10 protein-coding genes and 3 rRNA genes are annotated in these 19,413 nt (G+C 54.5%); 10 read left to right on the forward strand and 3 right to left on the reverse strand.

Going from position 1 to position 19,413, the window contains the following annotated elements; genetic code table 11:
• Window positions 1-25 precede the first annotated feature (25 nt).
• The 7 genes from argH (at window position 26) to M2118_RS07370 (ending at window position 11,978) form a co-directional block, all read left to right on the forward strand.
• Window positions 26-1,465, forward strand: coding sequence for an argininosuccinate lyase (gene argH / locus M2118_RS07340; protein ID WP_280795289.1), 1,440 nt, complete (start codon window positions 26-28; stop codon window positions 1,463-1,465).
• A complete protein-coding gene (tyrS, locus tag M2118_RS07345; RefSeq protein ID WP_280795290.1) occupies window positions 1,466-2,755 on the forward strand; it encodes a tyrosine--tRNA ligase in 1,290 nt (429 codons plus the stop codon).
• A gap of 559 nt (window positions 2,756-3,314) precedes the next feature.
• Window positions 3,315-4,835 (forward strand): 16S ribosomal RNA (locus M2118_RS07350).
• A 424-nt stretch (window positions 4,836-5,259) separates the two neighbouring features.
• Window positions 5,260-8,375 (forward strand): 23S ribosomal RNA (locus M2118_RS07355).
• A gap of 133 nt (window positions 8,376-8,508) precedes the next feature.
• Window positions 8,509-8,625, forward strand: a 5S ribosomal RNA gene (rrf, locus tag M2118_RS07360).
• Together the 16S, 23S and 5S rRNA genes form the textbook arrangement of a ribosomal RNA operon.
• Window positions 8,626-8,736: 111 nt before the next feature.
• Window positions 8,737-10,902: a primosomal protein gene (locus M2118_RS07365; RefSeq protein ID WP_280795291.1), complete on the forward strand. Its 2,166-nt coding sequence runs from the start codon at window positions 8,737-8,739 to the stop codon at window positions 10,900-10,902.
• Complete coding sequence (locus tag M2118_RS07370) at window positions 10,899-11,978, forward strand: HAD-IIA family hydrolase (protein ID WP_280795292.1); 1,080 nt, start codon at window positions 10,899-10,901, stop codon at window positions 11,976-11,978. Before M2118_RS07365 ends, M2118_RS07370 begins: the two co-directional genes overlap by 4 nt.
• Window positions 11,979-12,036: 58 nt before the next feature.
• Here M2118_RS07370 and M2118_RS07375 read toward each other — a convergent pair whose 3' ends face one another.
• Genes M2118_RS07375 through M2118_RS07385 form a run of 3 tightly spaced genes read right to left on the reverse strand, consistent with a single transcriptional unit; the run spans window position 12,037 to window position 16,021 of the window.
• Window positions 12,037-13,686, reverse strand: a complete 1,650-nt coding sequence (locus M2118_RS07375; RefSeq protein WP_280795293.1) for a solute symporter family protein — start codon at window positions 13,684-13,686, stop codon at window positions 12,037-12,039.
• A complete protein-coding gene (locus M2118_RS07380) occupies window positions 13,683-14,036 on the reverse strand; it encodes a DUF485 domain-containing protein (protein WP_280795294.1) in 354 nt (117 codons plus the stop codon). Before M2118_RS07380 ends, M2118_RS07375 begins: the two co-directional genes overlap by 4 nt.
• Before the next feature lie 53 nt (window positions 14,037-14,089).
• Window positions 14,090-16,021 (reverse strand): propionyl-CoA synthetase, encoded by a 1,932-nt coding sequence (locus M2118_RS07385; RefSeq protein ID WP_280795295.1) that lies wholly within the window; start codon window positions 16,019-16,021, stop codon window positions 14,090-14,092.
• A gap of 240 nt (window positions 16,022-16,261) precedes the next feature.
• Between M2118_RS07385 and M2118_RS07390 the strand changes: the two genes are divergently transcribed.
• The 3 genes from M2118_RS07390 to prpB are packed head-to-tail and all read left to right on the forward strand — an operon-like array spanning window position 16,262 to window position 19,391.
• Window positions 16,262-16,924 (forward strand): GntR family transcriptional regulator, encoded by a 663-nt coding sequence (locus M2118_RS07390; protein ID WP_280795296.1) that lies wholly within the window; start codon window positions 16,262-16,264, stop codon window positions 16,922-16,924.
• Between the two features lie 32 nt (window positions 16,925-16,956).
• Window positions 16,957-18,480: an MmgE/PrpD family protein gene (locus tag M2118_RS07395; RefSeq protein ID WP_280795297.1), complete on the forward strand. Its 1,524-nt coding sequence runs from the start codon at window positions 16,957-16,959 to the stop codon at window positions 18,478-18,480.
• The gene (gene prpB, locus M2118_RS07400) at window positions 18,480-19,391 is read left to right on the forward strand and encodes a methylisocitrate lyase (protein WP_280795298.1); all 912 of its coding nucleotides are present in this window, start codon (window positions 18,480-18,482) and stop codon (window positions 19,389-19,391) included. Before M2118_RS07395 ends, prpB begins: the two co-directional genes overlap by 1 nt.
• Window positions 19,392-19,413 lie beyond the last annotated feature (22 nt).

Genomic DNA, 19,413 nt, shown 5'->3' on the forward strand with positions numbered 1-19,413 from the left:
TTCCTGACAACCCTAGGATTGAACCATGACTACCTCGAATAACGCTGCAAACCGTGCTGGTGAAGCCGGAGCGCTTTGGGGTGGTCGTTTCGCTTCGGGGCCGTCTCCTGAACTGCAGAAGCTCAGCAAGTCCACCCACTTTGACTGGGCACTTGCCGACTACGACATCACTGGTTCCCAGGCACATGCCAAAGCACTCCATGCAGCTGGTTACCTCACTGCTGACGAGTTGAAGATCATGACCGGCTCACTCGAGAAGCTGCGCGCAGCAGTTGCATCGGGCGAGTTTGTCGCTCTGGAAAGCGATGAGGACGTTCACTCTGCTCTCGAGCGTGGTCTGATTGATATTGCTGGCGTCGAGGTTGGTGGAAAGCTTCGTGCTGGCCGCAGCCGTAACGACCAGATTGCAACACTGGTGCGCATGTATTTGTTAGATCATGGCCGCATAATTGCACACGAAGTCACTCAGCTGATTGATGCGATTGCGGGGCAGGCTGCTGCGCATCCTGCGGCAATCATGCCGGGACGAACTCACCTGCAGCATGCTCAGCCTGTTCTGCTGGCCCACCAACTGTTGGCACACGCGTGGCCATTGGTGCGTGACCTCGAACGTTTAGCTGACTGGACGGCACGTGCATCCAAGTCTCCTTATGGTTCTGGTGCACTTGCTGGTGGCTCCCTGGGGCTAGATCCTCAGTTGGTTGCTGCAGAGCTGGGCCTCTCTGGCCCCACAGAAAACTCAATTGATGCCACAGCAAGTCGTGATGTGGTTGCCGAGTTTGCTTTCATCACCTCGTTGATTGGCATCAACCTCTCACGCTTCTCAGAAGAGATCATCATGTGGAACACCCGCGAGTTTGATTTTGTGAAGCTCCACGACGGCTACTCCACAGGGTCGTCCATCATGCCTCAAAAGAAGAACCCTGATATTGCTGAGCTTGCTCGAGGTAAGTCCGGTCGTCTGATCGGTAACCTCACGGGTCTGCTGGCCACGCTGAAGGGTTTGCCGCTGGCATATAACCGCGACCTGCAGGAAGACAAAGAACCCGTCTTTGACTCTGTGCAAACACTTGAAGTGCTTCTGCCTGCCTTTACAGGCATGGTTGCCACGCTGACCTTCAACACCGCACGTATGGCGGAGCTGGCACCGCAGGGCTTCTCGCTGGCGACTGATGTTGCAGAGTGGCTAGTCAAGCAGGGTGTTGCTTTCCGCGATGCTCACGAAATCTCAGGCGAACTGGTCCAGTTCTGCGAGACCCGTGGCATTGAACTGCATGAACCATCTGATGCCGACTACCTCAGTGTCAGTGAACACCTCACCCCTGATGTTCGTGGTGTTCTCACCATTGAGGGCTCTGTGAACTCGCGCAATGGCGCTGGTGGCACTGCACCTGCCCAGGTGGCAAATCAACTGAGCTCATTGACCGAGCGAGTGAAAGATCTCAATAAAGCGTTAGGGCTCTAAGTGTCTCTAGAAACACAAGCAAACGATTCCAGTTTCGATACTCTCTGGGATGAATTGGTCTGGCGTGGTCTCATCCACGTCTCAACTGACGCAGATGAGCTCAAGAAGCTCTTCCAGGGCCCTCCCATCACGTATTACTGCGGCTTTGACCCCACAGCTCCTTCCTTGCACCTCGGTAACCTTGTGCAGCTCTTGTTGCTTCGTCGTATTCAACTTGCAGGACACAATCCTCTTGGGCTTGTGGGTGGCTCTACAGGCCTCGTGGGAGATCCACGTCCCACTGCAGAGCGCACACTCAACACCAAAGAGACGGTGAATGAGTGGGTCGGTTACCTCAGCTCACAGATTTCTAAGTTTCTGAGTTTTGATGGCGCTAACGCTGCCCGCATGGTGAACAACCTGGACTGGACAGCTCCGATGTCAGCCATTGACTTCCTGCGAGACGTGGGGAAGTACTACCGCGTGGGCACCATGCTCAAGAAGGACGCTGTTTCGGCACGTTTGAACTCTGAAGCAGGTATTAGTTACACCGAGTTCAGCTACCAGATCTTGCAGGGCATGGACTTCCTTGAGCTCTACCGCAACTATGACTGCGTTTTGCAGACTGGTGGTAGTGACCAGTGGGGCAACCTGACCAGCGGCACTGATCTGATTCACCGCGCTGAGGGTAAGAGCGTTCACGCTATTGGAACACCACTCATCACCAATAGCGATGGCACCAAGTTTGGTAAGAGCGAAGGTAATGCTGTCTGGCTCGATGCCTCGATGACCAGTCCTTATGCGTTCTACCAATTCTGGCTCAACACTGACGATGCTGATGTGATTGATCGCATCAAGGTCTTTACGTTCTTGACTCGTGCTGAGATTGACGAATTAGCTCAACAGGTGGCTGATGAGCCTTTCAAACGTGCTGCACAGCGTCGTTTGGCGCTTGAGGTGACCTCATTGGTGCATGGCGAAGAAGCAACTCAGGCTGCCATTGCAGCCGCCGCTGCGCTCTTTGGACAGGGGGAGTTGTCAGAACTCGATGCCGCCACTCTTGAGACCGCGCTGCGTGAACTTCCTCACACCACGACACCGGCGAATACTCCTGTGGCGCAGCTTTTGGTCGATACGGAGCTCTCGCAGAGCCTAGGCGCCGCACGGCGCTCTATTGCAGAGGGCGGTGTCTATCTCAACAACGAGAAGATCACTGCAGAAGACGAACTACTTGAAAATCACGTACTACCCAGTGGAATGGCGGTTTTACGCCGTGGCAAGAAGACCCTGGCTGGCATTTTCGTCGAGTAAATCTTGTGCGTTCCCGGGAACACAGCGTGCGACACGCCCGGGATGCGGCAGTGATTTGCTCGGACCGTAATAAACCCGTAATGTAATCACTTGTCACCCCAAAGGTGCAGAAAGCCTCAGAGCTTCTGACCTCAAGCGGGGACATTCTCAGCTACTTCGAGAAAACGCTTACGCGCACACTTGGTAGCTGAACAGGATGAAAATCCGCCACTGATCGCAATGTTGCGAACGGCAGCCTGAGTTTCAAACACTCCGGTGATGAGTTTGACAAGATCAGATTCAGTGGTAAGTTAGGACAGTTGCCCTAAACTGGTTCCGGAAGGAACTGGAGTAGGAGCGCCCGATCCTTGAGAACTCAACAGCGTGCACAATGTCAAATGCCAAAACCCGGCATCAGCTTTTAGCTGATGTACGGATTCCTTTGGATAAAAATTAAAACAACAAAGCAAGTCAGTAATGATTTGTTCTGTCAGTTTCAAACTCGTGACATTCGCCCTTATTCCGGGGAATGTCACATAAATAGATTTGCCACCAGACCTCGGTCAGGTGGCTATCAACTTTTACGGAGAGTTTGATCCTGGCTCAGGACGAACGCTGGCGGCGTGCTTAACACATGCAAGTCGAACGATGAAGCCGGAGCTTGCTCTGGTGAATTAGTGGCGAACGGGTGAGTAACACGTGAGTAACCTGCCCTTGACTCTGGGATAACTGCTAGAAATGGTAGCTAATACCGGATACGACCCTCGGAGGCATCTCCAGGGGGTGGAAAGAATTTCGGTCAAGGATGGACTCGCGGCCTATCAGCTAGTTGGTGAGGTAAAGGCTCACCAAGGCGACGACGGGTAGCCGGCCTGAGAGGGTGACCGGCCACACTGGGACTGAGACACGGCCCAGACTCCTACGGGAGGCAGCAGTGGGGAATATTGCACAATGGGCGCAAGCCTGATGCAGCAACGCCGCGTGAGGGACGACGGCCTTCGGGTTGTAAACCTCTTTTAGTAGGGAAGAAGCGAAAGTGACGGTACCTGCAGAAAAAGCACCGGCTAACTACGTGCCAGCAGCCGCGGTAATACGTAGGGTGCAAGCGTTGTCCGGAATTATTGGGCGTAAAGAGCTCGTAGGCGGTTTGTCGCGTCTGCTGTGAAATCCCGAGGCTCAACCTCGGGCCTGCAGTGGGTACGGGCAAACTAGAGTGTGGTAGGGGAGATTGGAACTCCTGGTGTAGCGGTGGAATGCGCAGATATCAGGAAGAACACCGATGGCGAAGGCAGATCTCTGGGCCATTACTGACGCTGAGGAGCGAAAGCGTGGGGAGCGAACAGGATTAGATACCCTGGTAGTCCACGCCGTAAACGTTGGGAACTAGATGTAGGGTCCATTCCACGGATTCTGTGTCGCAGCTAACGCATTAAGTTCCCCGCCTGGGGAGTACGGCCGCAAGGCTAAAACTCAAAGGAATTGACGGGGGCCCGCACAAGCGGCGGAGCATGCGGATTAATTCGATGCAACGCGAAGAACCTTACCAAGGCTTGACATATACCGGAAAAGCGTAGAAATACGCTCCCCGCAAGGTCGGTATACAGGTGGTGCATGGTTGTCGTCAGCTCGTGTCGTGAGATGTTGGGTTAAGTCCCGCAACGAGCGCAACCCTCGTCCTATGTTGCCAGCACGTAATGGTGGGAACTCATGGGAGACTGCCGGGGTCAACTCGGAGGAAGGTGGGGATGACGTCAAATCATCATGCCCCTTATGTCTTGGGCTTCACGCATGCTACAATGGCCGATACAGAGGGCTGCAATACCGCAAGGTGGAGCGAATCCCAAAAAGTCGGTCTCAGTTCGGATTGAGGTCTGCAACTCGACCTCATGAAGTCGGAGTCGCTAGTAATCGCAGATCAGCAACGCTGCGGTGAATACGTTCCCGGGCCTTGTACACACCGCCCGTCAAGTCATGAAAGTCGGTAACACCCGAAGCCAGTGGCCTAACCGCAAGGAAGGAGCTGTCGAAGGTGGGATCGGTGATTAGGACTAAGTCGTAACAAGGTAGCCGTACCGGAAGGTGCGGCTGGATCACCTCCTTTCTAAGGAGCATTTGGAGTCTTCGGACTTCCAGAGCCTCTAGCCAGACGAATGTTCTGGCGAGGTTAGCTCATGGGTGGAACATTGACATTGATTCAGAACCAAGAGGTTCGCAGTTAGTACGATCTTCGGATTTGGAACGCAGCGCTCCTGGAGGGTCTGAATATGCACGCTGTTGGGTCCTGAGGGACCGGGACACCAGGTTTTACTTGGTGAAACGAACCTCTGGACCTTTCTTTTGTTACATCACTCGTAACGAAGGAGGGGTACCGCCCGTACTTTGAGAACTACACAGTGGACGCGAGCATCTTAGATACAGACTTAATTGTCTGTATCACAAAGATCATATTGAGCGTAAATTTATTTACGTTCCGATAGATCATTGGTCAATTTTTCTAAACGAAGAATCGATTCAAACTCATGTGATTTCAAATTTCTAAGAGCAAACGGTGGATGCCTTGGCATCTGGAGCCGAAGAAGGACGTAGTAATCTGCGATAAGCCTCGGGGAGCTGATAAACGAGCTTTGATCCGAGGATGTCCGAATGGGGAAACCCCGCTGGGCCCGCAAGGAGACCCAGTGACTCCCGCCTGAATATATAGGGCGGGTAGAGGGAACGTGGGGAAGTGAAACATCTCAGTACCCACAGGAAGAGAAAACAAAAGTGATTCCGTAAGTAGTGGCGAGCGAACGCGGAAGAGGCTAAACCGATCATGTGTGATATCCGGTAGGAGTTGCATGGTCGGGGTTGCGGGACTTTTCATTTTGTTCTACCGAGCAATGAGCGTTACAAAGTTGTATAGACGAATGGTCTTGAAAGGCCAGTCATAGAGGGTGCCAACCCCGTAGTCGAAATGCAGCAATGGCGCGAGAAGTATCCCAAGTAGCACGGGGCCCGAGAAATCCCGTGTGAATCTGTCAGGACCACCTGATAAGCCTAAATACTCCCAGATGACCGATAGCGGACAAGTACCGTGAGGGAAAGGTGAAAAGTACCCCGGGAGGGGAGTGAAATAGTACCTGAAACCGTTTGCTTACAAACCGTTGGAGCACCCTTGTAGGTGTGACAGCGTGCCTTTTGAAGAATGAGCCTGCGAGTTAGTGATATGTGGCGAGGTTAACCCGTGAGGGGAAGCCGTAGCGAAAGCGAGTCTTAATAGGGCGTTATAGTCGCATGTTCTAGACCCGAAGCGAAGTGATCTATCCATGGCCAGGTTGAAGCGACGGTAAGACGTCGTGGAGGACCGAACCCACTTAGGTTGAAAACTGAGGGGATGAGCTGTGGATAGGGGTGAAAGGCCAATCAAACTTCGTGATAGCTGGTTCTCTCCGAAATGCATTTAGGTGCAGCGTTGCGTGTTTCTTGCCGGAGGTAGAGCTACTGGATGGCCGATGGGCCCCACCGGGTTACTGACGTCAGCCAAACTCCGAATGCCGGTAAGTGAGAGCGCAGCAGTGAGACAGTGGGGGATAAGCTTCATTGTCGAGAGGGAAACAACCCAGACCACCAACTAAGGTCCCAAAGCGCGTGCTAAGTGGAAAAGGATGTGGAGTTGCAGTGACAACCAGGAGGTTGGCTTAGAAGCAGCCACCCTTGAAAGAGTGCGTAATAGCTCACTGGTCAAGTGATTCCGCGCCGACAATGTAACGGGGCTCAAGCACGCCACCGAAGTTGTGGCATTGATATATATTGGTAGGCCTTCGTGGTCCAGCCATATTGATGGGTAGGAGAGCGTCGTGTGGCCAGCGAAGCGGCGGTGTAAACCAGCCGTGGAGGCCACACGAGTGAGAATGCAGGCATGAGTAGCGAAAGGGGAGTGAGAAACTCCCCCTCCGGAAGACCAAGGGTTCCAGGGTCAAGCTAATCTTCCCTGGGTAAGTCGGGACCTAAGGCGAGGCCGACAGGCGTAGTCGATGGACAACGGGTTGATATTCCCGTACTGACGAAGAACCGCCCAAACTAATCCAGTAATGCTAAGTGTCTGAATCCCCCTGATCTGAGACTTCGGTCAACGACGGGCGGGCCTAGCACACGACCCTATGCTGGTGCGGTTAGCGTATTAACAGGTGTGACGCAGGAAGGTAGTCAAGCCGGGCGATGGTTGTCCCGGTCTAAGGCCGTAGGGCGAGAGATAGGCAAATCCGTCTCTCATATAGCCTGAGAACCGATGGGTAGCACGCAAGTGCGAAATTGATGATCCTATGCTGCCAAGAAAAGCATCGACGCGAGGTTCCAGTCACCCGTACCCCAAACCGACTCAGGTGGTCAGGTAGAGAATACTAAGGAGATCGAGAGAATCGTGGTTAAGGAACTCGGCAAAATGCCCCCGTAACTTCGGGAGAAGGGGGGCCTGAGGCGTGTAGGGATTTACTCCTGAAGCGTTTGAAGGCCGCAGAGACCAGTGGGAAGCGACTGTTTACTAAAAACACAGGTCCGTGCCAAGTCGCAAGACGATGTATACGGACTGACGCCTGCCCGGTGCTGGAAGGTTAAGAGGAGCGGTTAGCGTAAGCGAAGCTGCGAATTTAAGCCCCAGTAAACGGCGGTGGTAACTATAACCATCCTAAGGTAGCGAAATTCCTTGTCGGGTAAGTTCCGACCTGCACGAATGGCGTAACGACTTCCCAGCTGTCTCAACCGCGAACTCGGCGAAATTGCACTACGAGTAAAGATGCTCGTTACGCGCAGAAGGACGGAAAGACCCCGTGACCTTTACTATAGTTTGGTATTGGTGTTCGGTGTGACTTGTGTAGGATAGGTGGGAGACTTTGAAGCTGGCACGCTAGTGTCGGTGGAGTCATTGTTGAAATACCACTCTGGTCACTCTGGACATCTAACCATGAACCGTAATCCGGTTCTGGGACAGTGCCTGATGGGTAGTTTAACTGGGGCGGTTGCCTCCCAAAAAGTAACGGAGGCGCCCAAAGGTTCCCTCAACCTGGTTGGCAATCAGGTGTCGAGTGTAAGTGCACAAGGGAGCTTGACTGTGAGACTGACAAGTCGAGCAGGGACGAAAGTCGGGACTAGTGATCCGGCAGTGGCTTGTGGAAGCGCTGTCGCTCAACGGATAAAAGGTACCTCGGGGATAACAGGCTGATCTTGCCCAAGAGTCCATATCGACGGCATGGTTTGGCACCTCGATGTCGGCTCGTCGCATCCTGGGGCTGGAGTAGGTCCCAAGGGTTGGGCTGTTCGCCCATTAAAGCGGTACGCGAGCTGGGTTTAGAACGTCGTGAGACAGTTCGGTCCCTATCCTCTGCGCGCGCAGGAAATTTGAGAGGATCTGTCCTTAGTACGAGAGGACCGGGACGGACCAACCTCTGGTGTGTCAGTTGTTCCGCCAGGAGCACCGCTGATTAGCTACGTTGGGAATGGATAACCGCTGAAAGCATCTAAGCGGGAAGCCGGCCTCAAGATGAGATTTCCATCCCTTCGGGGGAGAGGCTCGCAGCTAGACTACTGCGTTGATAGGCCGGATGTGGAAGTGGGGACTAAAGACCCATGGAGCTGACCGGTACTAATAAGCCAATAATTTGATAATCACTACACATAACCCGTTGTAAGGCTGGGTTTTGTGGCCTGTTGTTCGCGTCCACTGAGTGGTTCTCGATGTACGGTCGAGAACCTGCACATTTCGTATGTGCTCGTTTCACTTTGATATACATCAATAGTGTTTCGGCGGCCATAGCGAGAGGGAAACGCCCGGTTACATTCCGAACCCGGAAGCTAAGACTCTCAGCGCCGATGGTACTGCAGGGGGGACCCTGTGGGAGAGTAGGACACCGCCGGACTTATTTGTAAAATAGCCACCCGTTTTTACGGGTGGCTATTTTGCGTTAAGCTAGACCTTGCACCTGTTGGCGTCGCCGCAGATGCGATCAAACTACACAGAGGACTCTCTAATGAGCGATAAAAACGAAGATTTCGGCACGCCTGATCGTGCTAACCGACCCCGCCGTGAAGGCCAGGGTCCCCACAACAACCGCTCAGAGGGTTCTCGAGAAGAACGTCCCAACCGCTATGGCGTTCCCCGTGATGGACAGTCACGTCCACAGCGTGGAGACCGTCCCGCAGCTGGTCGGGGGGATCGTCCCACTTACGGCGACCGTGCATCACGTCCTGATCGTTCCGATCGTCCAGGATATGCAGATCGTGGTCAGCGAGGAGAACGTCCTGCTTATGGTGACCGTCCCCAGCGCGGTGAACGTCCTTCCTATGGCGACCGTCCTGATAGGGGAGAACGTCCCCGTTACGGTGATCGTGATGCTGCACCTCGTGGGGAACGCCCACGCTACGGAGATCGTGATGCTGCTCCTCGCGGCGATCGCCCACGTTATGGAGACCGCGACGGAGCTCCACGTGGAGAGCGTCCCGCATATGGCAATCGTGATGGTGCCGCTCGTGGGGATCGTCCTTACCGCCCAGCAGGTGACCGTCCCGCATATGGCGACCGTGGTGACAGGAATGCGCGTCCAGAACGCGGAGGATTCGGTCGTGGCGGCTCTAGCGGAGCACCGCGTGGTGAGCGTCCCGGCGGAGATCGGGGTGGCAAGCCCTCTTTCGGTGACCGCACTGGTCGTCCAGAACGTTCCGAGCGTCCTTCTTACGGTGATCGTCCTCAGCGCGGTGACCGACCTTCCTACGGTGATCGTGGTCCACGACCCGAACGTTCAGAACGACCTTCCTACGGTGATCGTCCGCAACGAGGAGATCGTCCTTCTTACGGAAACCGCGACGGTGCGCCACGTGGTGAGCGTCCCAATTACGGAGATCGTGGGCCTCGTCCAGACCGTGGGGGAGAGCGCCCTTCTTATGGTGATCGTGGTCCCCGTCCCGAACGCTCTGAGCGTCCAAGCTATGGAGATCGTCCGCAACGTGGAGATCGTCCCTCATATGGTGACAGAGGTCCACGCCCAGATCGCGGGGGTGATCGTCCTTCTTATGGTGAGCGTTCAGAGCGCCCACGCTTCGGAGATCGCGGTGGACGTCCCGACCGTGCTGGTGCTCCACGCTTCGGTGGCCGTGATTCTGGTGGTCGTGATGACCGCACTTCCCGTTGGGAAGAGCCAGAACTTACCGAAGAGCAGCGCATGGCGCGCGAACTTCGTATGGTTCGCCCTCACCACGATGACCCCTGGATTGATGACGATGTCACAGGAGATGAGCTCGACAAGGTTGCCCGCAACGAACTGAAGACTCTCACCAAGGAGAACGCAGAACGAGTTGCCAAGCACCTCGTCATGGCCGTTCGCCTGATGGATGAGAATCCTGAGCTTGCCCACCAGCACGTGCTGTCAGCAGCTCGTCGTGCTGGTCGTATTGCGATTGTTCGTGAGACCCTGGGCATAACTGCTTATGCAACAGGTGACTTTGCTCTTGCGCTCCGTGAGCTGCGAACCTACCGCCGCATCTCTGGTTCTAATGAGCAGATTGCGCTCATGGTGGATGCAGAGCGTGGTGTTGGGCGTCCAGATAAGGCATTGGAGCTTGGCCGTTCTGTTGAACGCTCCACTTTGAGTGAATCAACTCAGGTTGCACTTTCTATCGCAATGTCTGGTGCTCGTTTGGATCAAGATCAGGTTGACCTAGCTCTTGCCGAGCTGGAGATTCCTCAGTTGGATCCTTCTAAGGCATTCACCTACAGCCCTGCTTTGTTTACTGCATATGCAGAGGTTCTTGAGGAACTTGGTCGTCATCAGGAAGCTGCTGAATGGACCACCTGTGCTGAAGTTGCCGAGAAGGCTCTCGTTGCTGCTGATTTGATGGATTCTTCGGATGAAGACGAACAGGACATTGTCGTGTTCGAAGAGGAACTCGAAGGCGATGACTACGAACTCGACAATGAGGACATCGGTGATCCAGAAGGTGTCGCACTTGCAGATGTCATTAGTTCAGGCGCTTTCGAAGATGCAGACGTTGACGAGGTTGAAACCTCAGCCGAGCTAAGTGCAGAAGAAGAGGACGCGCTCATTGCTGAAGGTATCAGCCCTGATGACCTTCTTGAAGATGATGTTCGTCAGATTCTGATCGAGACTGCTCACCTGGATCCTGAGGGAGACAAGGCGTGAGCCTCTTCTCCAAAAAGCAGCCGGAACTAGGCCAGAGCCCCATTGCGGGAAAGGCTGTTGTTCTGGCTGACCTGGATGGTGTCGTCTATGCCGGTCCCGGTGCGATTCCACATGCAGTGGAGTCATTGAACGCTGTTGCCGAGCACATTCGTGTGGGATACATCACCAACAATGCGTCGAGAACTGCTGCAAGTGTCGCAGGTCATCTGCGCGAATTGGGTCTGAGTTGTTCTGATGAAGACATCGTGTCGTCACCTCAAGCAGCCATGCACTTGCTGGCTGATCTTGTGGAACCAGGAGCCACCATTTTGGTGGTCGGTGGTGAAGGTTTGACGTATGAGCTCGAGAAGAACGGTTATGTGGTTACGTTCTCTGCTGAGGACAATCCTGCTGCTGTGATTCAGGGATTTTCGCCTGATTTGGGCTGGAAACAACTTGCAGAAGCATCCTTTGCTCTGAATGCACGTCCGACTGCGGATGCTTTTGGTGGCACAGCCGCGGGTGCTGGTGAAAGCGCAGGTATTCCCTGGGTTGCCACCAATATGGATTGGACGATTCCTGTTGCCCGCGGAGTGGCACCAGGCAACGGAACGCTTGTTTCTGCCGTGCACACCGCAGTGGGACGCCTGCCAGTTGTCGCTGGTAAACCAGAACTACCTATCTTCGAAGAGGCAGCCCGTCGCTTCGGCACGGCCGCCGCTCCAGAGACTGCCCTGTTTATCGGTGACCGTCTCGACACAGATGTGATGGGTGGTAATCGTGCAGGGATGAAGACGGTGCTCGTACTGACCGGTATAGACCAAGCCAAGCAACTTCTGGCGGCACCTGCTGGTTTACGTCCCGATTACATCCTGGGCGATCTGCGTGAACTTTCTCTTCCTTATCCCACTGTGATCACGAATAAGGACGGTTCTGTCACCGTGCGCGGCGCTACCGTGCGCAAGGTCGGCATGGACCTGGCCATTGTGACAAGGGGAGAAGACAAGCTTGATCTCCTCCGGGCAGCATGCCAGGTCATCTGGGACAGTGGCCTTGCCATCTTTGGCTTCACCGTTCCAGAGGAACTCTATTCCTAACGCTTAAAGCAAGAACGCCCCTGGAAAACCAGGGGCGTTCTTGTTTGTACGGTTGTGCTTAGTGGTGAACTTCCTTCTCTGCACCGTGACCGGTGAGTGAACGAACTTCCATTTCAGCTGCAATCCAGGAGTTCTCCTTCTTGCCACCTGAGTAGGTACCGATGATACCGAGCAGGAATGCGAGAGGAATCGAAACGATACCTGGGTTGTCCAGTGGGAACCAGTGGAAGTCAACACCCTTGATCATGGAAGCGGTGAGCTCCATGGTCTTAGGGTCAACCTTGCCGGAAACCACGGGGGAGAATGCAATCAGTACGACAGAGGAAATCAAACCACCGTACATCGACCACAGTGCACCACGAGTGTTGAAGCGGCGCCAGTAGAGCGAGTAGATGATGGTTGGAAGGTTTGCGGAAGCTGCAACTGCGAATGCAAGAGCAACCAAGAACGCAATGTTCTGTCCCTGAACACCGATACCACCGAGGATAGCGAGAGCACCGATCACAACGATGGTGATGCGAGCAATCTTTACCTCAGCGTTGGGGCGAACTTCACCACGCTTGATGACGTTTGCGTAGATGTCGTGTGCGAACGAAGTAGCAGCGGTGATGGTCAGACCAGCAACCACAGCAAGAATCGTTGCAAACGCAATCGCCGAAACGATACCGAGCAGTACGGGGCCACCGAGAGCTGCTGCAAGCAGAGGAGCAGCAGAGTTAGCAGCACCTGGTGCAGCAGCGATGACAGCAGGACCAACGAGGGTCATAGCGCCGAAGCCGAGTACCAAGGTGAAGAGGTAGAACGCACCGATGAGCCAGATAGCCCATACAACGGACTTACGAGCTTCCTTAGCGGTAGGTACCGTGTAGAAACGCATGAGAACGTGAGGGAGACCAGCGGTACCGAGTACGAGAGCCATTGATAGCGAGATGAAGTCAATAGGGTTCTTGCCGTACTTGAGACCAGGCTGAAGTGGGTCGAATGGAGCCTCGAGTGCCTGAGAAACCTCAACACCCTTAGACAGGAGAGCAGACAGGTCGAAGCCGTTGAGTGCGAGCACCCAGACGGTCATGATTGCTGCACCTGCGATGAGCAGGCCTGCCTTGATGATCTGAACCCAGGTAGTACCCTTCATGCCACCTACGAGAACGTAGATAACCATGAGAACACCAACAACGCCCACGACGAGCGACTGACCAACCTGATCGTTGATGCCCAACAGCAGTGAAACGAGTCCACCGGCGCCAGCCATCTGTGCGAGGAGGTAGAAGAAGCAAACAACCAAAGTTGAAATTGCTGCAGCCAGACGCACGGGGCGCTGGTGGAGGCGGAATGACAGAACGTCAGCCATCGTGAACTTACCCGTGTTACGCATAAGTTCAGCTACCAGGAGCAAGGCAACAAGCCATGCCACCAGGAAGCCGATGGAGTACAGGAATCCGTCGTATCCAGCCAGCGCGATAGCGCCGGTAATGCCGAGGAAGGATGCTGCCGACAGGTAGTCACCTGCGATAGCCATACCGTTCTGGGTGCCACTGAATGAGCGGCCACCAGCGTAGAAGTCGTTAGCCGACTTGTTGTTACGACCTGCACGGATAACGATGATCATGGTCACAATAACGAAAGCACCGAAGATGCTCATGTTGAGGACGGGATCGCTCGCTCCTGCGTTTGCTGTATCTGCAGCGAGTACTAGTGCGTTACTCATGCGACACCTGCCTTCTGCTTAGCTTCGAGCTCGTGACGAAGTTCGGTTGCCAGTGGGTCAAGACGCTTGTTAGCGAAGCTGACGTACCACATGGTGATTCCGAAGGTCGAAACGAACTGAAGAAGTCCGAAAATCAGACCAATGTTGATAACACCGATTACAGGTGTTGCCATCCAGCTGGACGCGAAAACAGCGAGTGCTACGTACAGGAAGTACCAAGCCATAGCTGCAATGAGTACAGGAATTACGAATCCGCGTTGACGCTTGCGGAGCTCCTTGTACTTAGGGGTTTCTTCGAAGGCAGGATAGTCAATCCTGTGATGACCCTTCTCGGTCTCTTCTTTACTCACACGGCCTCCTTGCCGAAATGTGGATAAGGGGTGTTACGTGATTCCACCGGTTATCAGGCCGGTTTCATCGGTTCAGGGTGACCAACTAAGGCCACCGTGAGGTCTTCGAGAACACTAATGTCCTCAATAGTGGGTGGGACGACAAAGTCTTCACCATCCACAATCTGACGCATGGTTTTGCGCAGAATCTTTCCTGAACGGGTCTTGGGCAGGCGCTCAAGAACGAGCACATCGCGGAAGGCGGCGACAGGGCCAACCTTGTCGCGCACCAACTTGACCAGTTCAGTACAAATCTCATCGTGGTTACGGTCCACGCCAGCCTTGAGGGTGACAAACCCACTTGCACGCTGACCCTTGAGTTCATCCTTGACACCAATAACTGCACATTCAGCAACATCGGGGTGGTGAGCAAGGGCTTCTTCAAGCTGGCCCGTCGACAGACGGTGGCCAGCAACGTTGATCACGTCATCGGTTCGACCCATGACAAAGACATAGCCGTCTTCGTCCAGGTAGCCGGAATCACCGGTGGCGTAGTAGCCAGGGAATGCCTCGAGGTATGCCTTCTGGTATCCGTCCGCGCGGCCCCAGAGACCGGCAAGGGTTCCGGGAGGCATGGGGAGCTTGATGACGATGTTTCCTTCTTCGCCAGCAGCAACGTGGTTGCCCTTGCCATCGACAACTTCAACCTTGTATCCAGGAACTGGAACGGTAGAGGAGCCAGGCTTGATGGGAAGTGTTTCGATACCGCGAAGGTTAGCTGTGATGGCCCAACCGGTTTCGGTCTGCCACCAGTGGTCGACTACAGGAATCTTCAGACCTTCAGAAGCCCACTCGAGGGTTTCAGTATCGAGACGCTCACCTGCCATGAACAGGGTGTGCATGCTGGTCACGTCGTAACGAGCAAGTTCTCTGAGTTCTGGATCTACGCGCCGAATAGCACGAAGTGCAGTTGGGGCAGTGAAGAGTGCGCGGACCTTGTATTCATCCACAATGCGCCAGAAAGCTCCTGCGTCAGGGGTTCCAACAGGCTTACCTTCGTATATGACGGTAGTCGCACCAGCGAAGAGCGGTGCATAAACAATGTAGGAGTGGCCGACAACCCAGCCCACGTCAGAAGCGGACCACATCACTTCACCAGGCTTGATGTTGTAGATATTCGCCATTGACCAGGTCAGCGCAACGGCATGACCGCCGTTGTCTCGCATGATGCCTTTGGGATTACCAGTAGTACCCGAAGTGTACAGAACGTAGAGTGGGTCAGTTGCGAGAACGGGAACACACTCGGCAGGGGTTGCTGTGGCAGCGGCATCAGCCCAGTCGAGCCAGGTGACGCCATCAACGCCGTTGTAGGTCTTGATGGTTCCAGGGACATTACGACGTTCCTTCACAATCACAGTGTGAATGGAGCCCTGGGACAAGGAAAGTGCTTCGGCAACCATGGGGAGGTATTCCACCGTGCGACCAGGCTCGAGACCGCCAGAAGCCGTAACGAGAACGGTGGGGGTCGCATCATCGATGCGCACAGCTAGTTCGTTAGCGGCAAATCCGCCGAATACAACCGAGTGGACTGCACCAATGCGTGCACAGGCGAGCATGGCAATGATGGCCTGGGGAATCATGGGCAGATAAATGATGACGCGGTCACCCTTGCTGACGCCCTGGTTAACGAGGACGCCAGCGAAAGCCTTCACTTCTTCGAGAAGTTCTGTGTAAGTAAAGCGGTCCTTGACACCGGTCATGGCTGAGTCATAAATCACCGCAGTCTGTGAACCTCGACCAGCAAGGACGTGACGGTCAACTGCATTGAAGCAGGTGTTGAGTTCAGCGCCGGGGAACCAGCGGTAGACAGGAGCACCAGAAGAATCCAATGCCGAAGTAGGGGGAGTAATCCAGTCGATTGCTTCGGCGGCGTTCATCCAGAACTGTTCAGGGTTTGAGGCACTTGCTTCATATGTAGCGCGGTAGGCGCCAGTTGGTGCAGTCATTTCTCGCCTCCCCTTTGAGTTCAGACCACATCCTTGTGATCTGTTGAGTTGTGCTGCTGCTGTTTCTTTCCCCGGATACAACAGTCCCCTGGGAAATAAAACGTTAGTGATGACTGTATACACAAATCGACAAAACATCCAATATTTCGTCAACTATTGCGTGTTGAAACACCTGTGTGTATACATAAAGGAGCTTGTCTGTATACAATAAGCTCAAGTCAAACCGTCAAAGGAGACATCGTGAGAGCAAGCGATAAGGCGTACAGCAAGCTGTTCCACGAAATCGTGGATGGCGATATCGCACCCGGAACGATTCTTGCTGAGGTTGAGCAATCCACTCGCCTGGGTGTCTCCCGCACACCTCTCCGGGAAGCTCTCTCCCGCCTGATGGCTGACGGCTTGGTTGAGTCGGCTCCTGGTCGTGGCGTCGTGGTCACCGAAATCTCCCTTGAAAACATCACGGAACTCTACGAAGTACGTGAAGCACTTGAAGAACAGGCAGCACGTCTTGCAGCCCAACGCCGCGATCCCAAAGTCTTTATGCGTATTGCTGAACAGTTTGCTGATGCAGACCGCCTCATCGAATCGGGTGAAGAGGGTGTGCGTCACTACTACGAACTCAATGAGAAATTTGATGAAGCAGTGGATGCCGCCGTCAACAACGCTTATCTCGTCTCAGCTCTTCAGAACTCTCGAGTCCACCTCTCGCGCATTCGTCGTATTGCCCGGGGTAATCCTGCCCGTTTGCACGAGAGTGCAATCGAGACGCTGCTCATCATTGAGGCGATCATCGATGGTGATGCAGCTCTGGCAGCACATGCCACCCACGTGCACCTGCACAAGTCTTTGACCAATATCCGAGCCTCAGTCAAGGGGCACCTCAAATCAGTCGACGTGGCCTAAACCACACACGACGCCCCACGAAGGGAAACCCGATGAAGCTCCACAACGTCCGCGTCTACAAGAGTGAAGAAACTCTTGAGCGCAAAGATCAGCTGGCCTGGAAAATCGCCGAAGTAGCTTCTGATCCCGTTGCTGTCTCGGCAGAGGTAACTGAGATGGTGATTAACCGCATCATTGACAACGCATCTGTTGCTGTTGCCTCGCTCACACGTAAGCCTGTTGTCTCTGCGCGTTCGCAGGCACTCTCTCACCCCTCATCGACAGGTGGCAACGGCGCCAACCTGTTCGGTGAGCCACAGGATGTTCGCGTTTCACCTGAGTGGGCTGCCTGGGCGAACGGCGTTGCTGTTCGAGAACTCGACTACCACGACACCTTCTTGGCTGCTGAGTATTCTCACCCCGGTGACAACATTCCTCCCATCCTTGCTGTTGCACAGCATGTAGGTGTTTCTGGTGCTGACCTGGTTCGCGGTATTGCAACCGGTTACGAAATCCAGGTAGACCTCGTCAAGGCAATCTGCTTGCACAAACACAAGATTGACCACGTTGCTCACCTAGGTCCCTCAGCTGCGGCTGGTATCGGAACAATGTTGAAGCTTCCTACCGAAACCATTTATCAGGCTGTTGGTCAGGCACTTCACACCACGACCGCGACTCGTCAGTCACGTAAGGGTGAGATTTCTTCCTGGAAGGCACACGCTCCAGCATTCGCAGGAAAGATGGCTGTTGAGGCTGTCGACCGCGCAATGCGCGGCGAGACCAGCCCCACACCCATCTACGAAGGTGAAGACGGCGTCATCGCGTGGATGCTTGATGGTCCTTCTGCTTCATACGAAGTGCCACTTCCTGAAAAGGGCGAAGCCAAGCGTGGAATCCTCGACACCTATACCAAGGAACACTCAGCTGAGTATCAGGCACAGGCTCTGATTGACCTTGCACGCAAGCTCCACAATGAGCACCCCGAGGCAACCAACCCTGAGAACGTGAAGTCTGTTGTCATCCACACCTCACACCACACGCACTATGTCATCGGATCGGGTGCAAACGACCCACAGAAGTATGACCCCACAGCAAGCCGTGAGACGTTGGATCACTCGATCCCTTACATCTTCACTGTTGCCCTGCAGGATGGCGCCTGGCACCACGTGGACAGCTACGCACCTGCTCGCGCAGGTCGTGCAGACACCATCGCACTGTGGAACAAGACCACCACGTTGGAAGACGCTGAGTGGACTCGTCGCTATCACTCCGAAGACCCTGCTGTGAAGGCATTCGGTGGCCGCGTGGAGATCACCCTCAACGATGGAACAGTCATTGTGGACGAGCTCGCAGTTGCAGATGCTCACCCACTCGGTGCGCGTCCCTTCGCTCGTGAGCAGTACATCAACAAGTTCCGCATTCTCGCTGACGGTGTTATCGAAGATGCAGAGGTTGAGCGCTTCTTGGCGCTCGTTCAGCGCCTGCCAGAACTCACCGCTGAGGAGATCGGTGGCCTGACAGTGACCGCTCAGGCTGGCGTTCTCGCTTCCGCACCACTTCCCCAAGGTCTGTTCTAATGCTGTATGCCAAGACAACACCTGCAGAGAAGCGTCGTCTTTTCCGTGAGCGTTTAGCAACCGGCGAACTCCTGCAGTTCCCTGGAGCTTTCAACCCACTCTCGGCCAAGCTCATTCAGAGCAAGGGATTTGATGGCGTATATATCTCTGGTGCTGTCTTGGCAGCAGACCTTGGTCTGCCTGACATTGGCTTGACCACACTGACTGAGGTTGCTGGTCGCGGTCAGCAGATTGCGCGCATGACCGATCTTCCCGCTCTGATCGATGCAGATACAGGTTTTGGCGAACCCCTCAATCTGGCTCGCACCGTGCAGACACTCGAAGATGCTGGTGTTGCCGGCCTACACATTGAGGACCAGCACAACCCCAAGAGGTGCGGCCACCTCGACGGCAAGAACGTTGTAGATGACAACACTGCCATCAAGCGCATCAAGGCAGCTGTGGATGCACGTCGAGACGAGAACCTTCTCATCATGGCTCGCACAGACATTCGTGCAGTTGAAGGCCTTGATGCGGCAATCGATCGCGCCAAAATGCTGGTCGATGCTGGCGCAGATGCCATCTTCCCTGAAGCTATGAAGGACCTCAGTGAGTTCGCCGCCATGCGCGAAGCTCTCGATGTTCCTGTGCTGGCCAACATGACTGAGTTTGGCAAGAGCGAGCTTTTCACCACACAGCAGCTCTCAGATATCGGTATCAACATCGTGATTTACCCTGTTTCGCTGTTGCGACTGGCGATGGGATCCGCTGTTCGCGGACTTGATTCACTCAACGAAACGGGTTCATTCCAGGCATCTGTGCCTGAGATGCAGACCCGTGCAGCTCTCTACGAAACTCTCGACTACGAGGAATACAACCACTTCGATTCAGGAATTTTCAACTTCGACCTGAGTACCCACACCAAGCACTAGCACTCTCTGTGAGGAATACGAC

This window comes from Aurantimicrobium minutum, assembly GCF_029892845.1.
Lineage (GTDB): Bacteria > Actinomycetota > Actinomycetes > Actinomycetales > Microbacteriaceae > Aurantimicrobium > Aurantimicrobium minutum_B.

Coding starts and splice junctions, on each gene's coding strand:
- argH (WP_280795289.1), top strand. CDS start 26: ATGACTACCTCGAATAACGCTGCAAACCGTGCTGGTGAAGCCGGAGCG.
- prpB (WP_280795298.1), top strand. CDS start 18,480: ATGCTGTATGCCAAGACAACACCTGCAGAGAAGCGTCGTCTTTTCCGT.
- M2118_RS07395 (WP_280795297.1), top strand. CDS start 16,957: ATGAAGCTCCACAACGTCCGCGTCTACAAGAGTGAAGAAACTCTTGAG.
- M2118_RS07365 (WP_280795291.1), top strand. CDS start 8,737: ATGAGCGATAAAAACGAAGATTTCGGCACGCCTGATCGTGCTAACCGA.
- M2118_RS07385 (WP_280795295.1), bottom strand. CDS start 16,021: ATGACTGCACCAACTGGCGCCTACCGCGCTACATATGAAGCAAGTGCC.
- M2118_RS07375 (WP_280795293.1), bottom strand. CDS start 13,686: ATGAGTAACGCACTAGTACTCGCTGCAGATACAGCAAACGCAGGAGCG.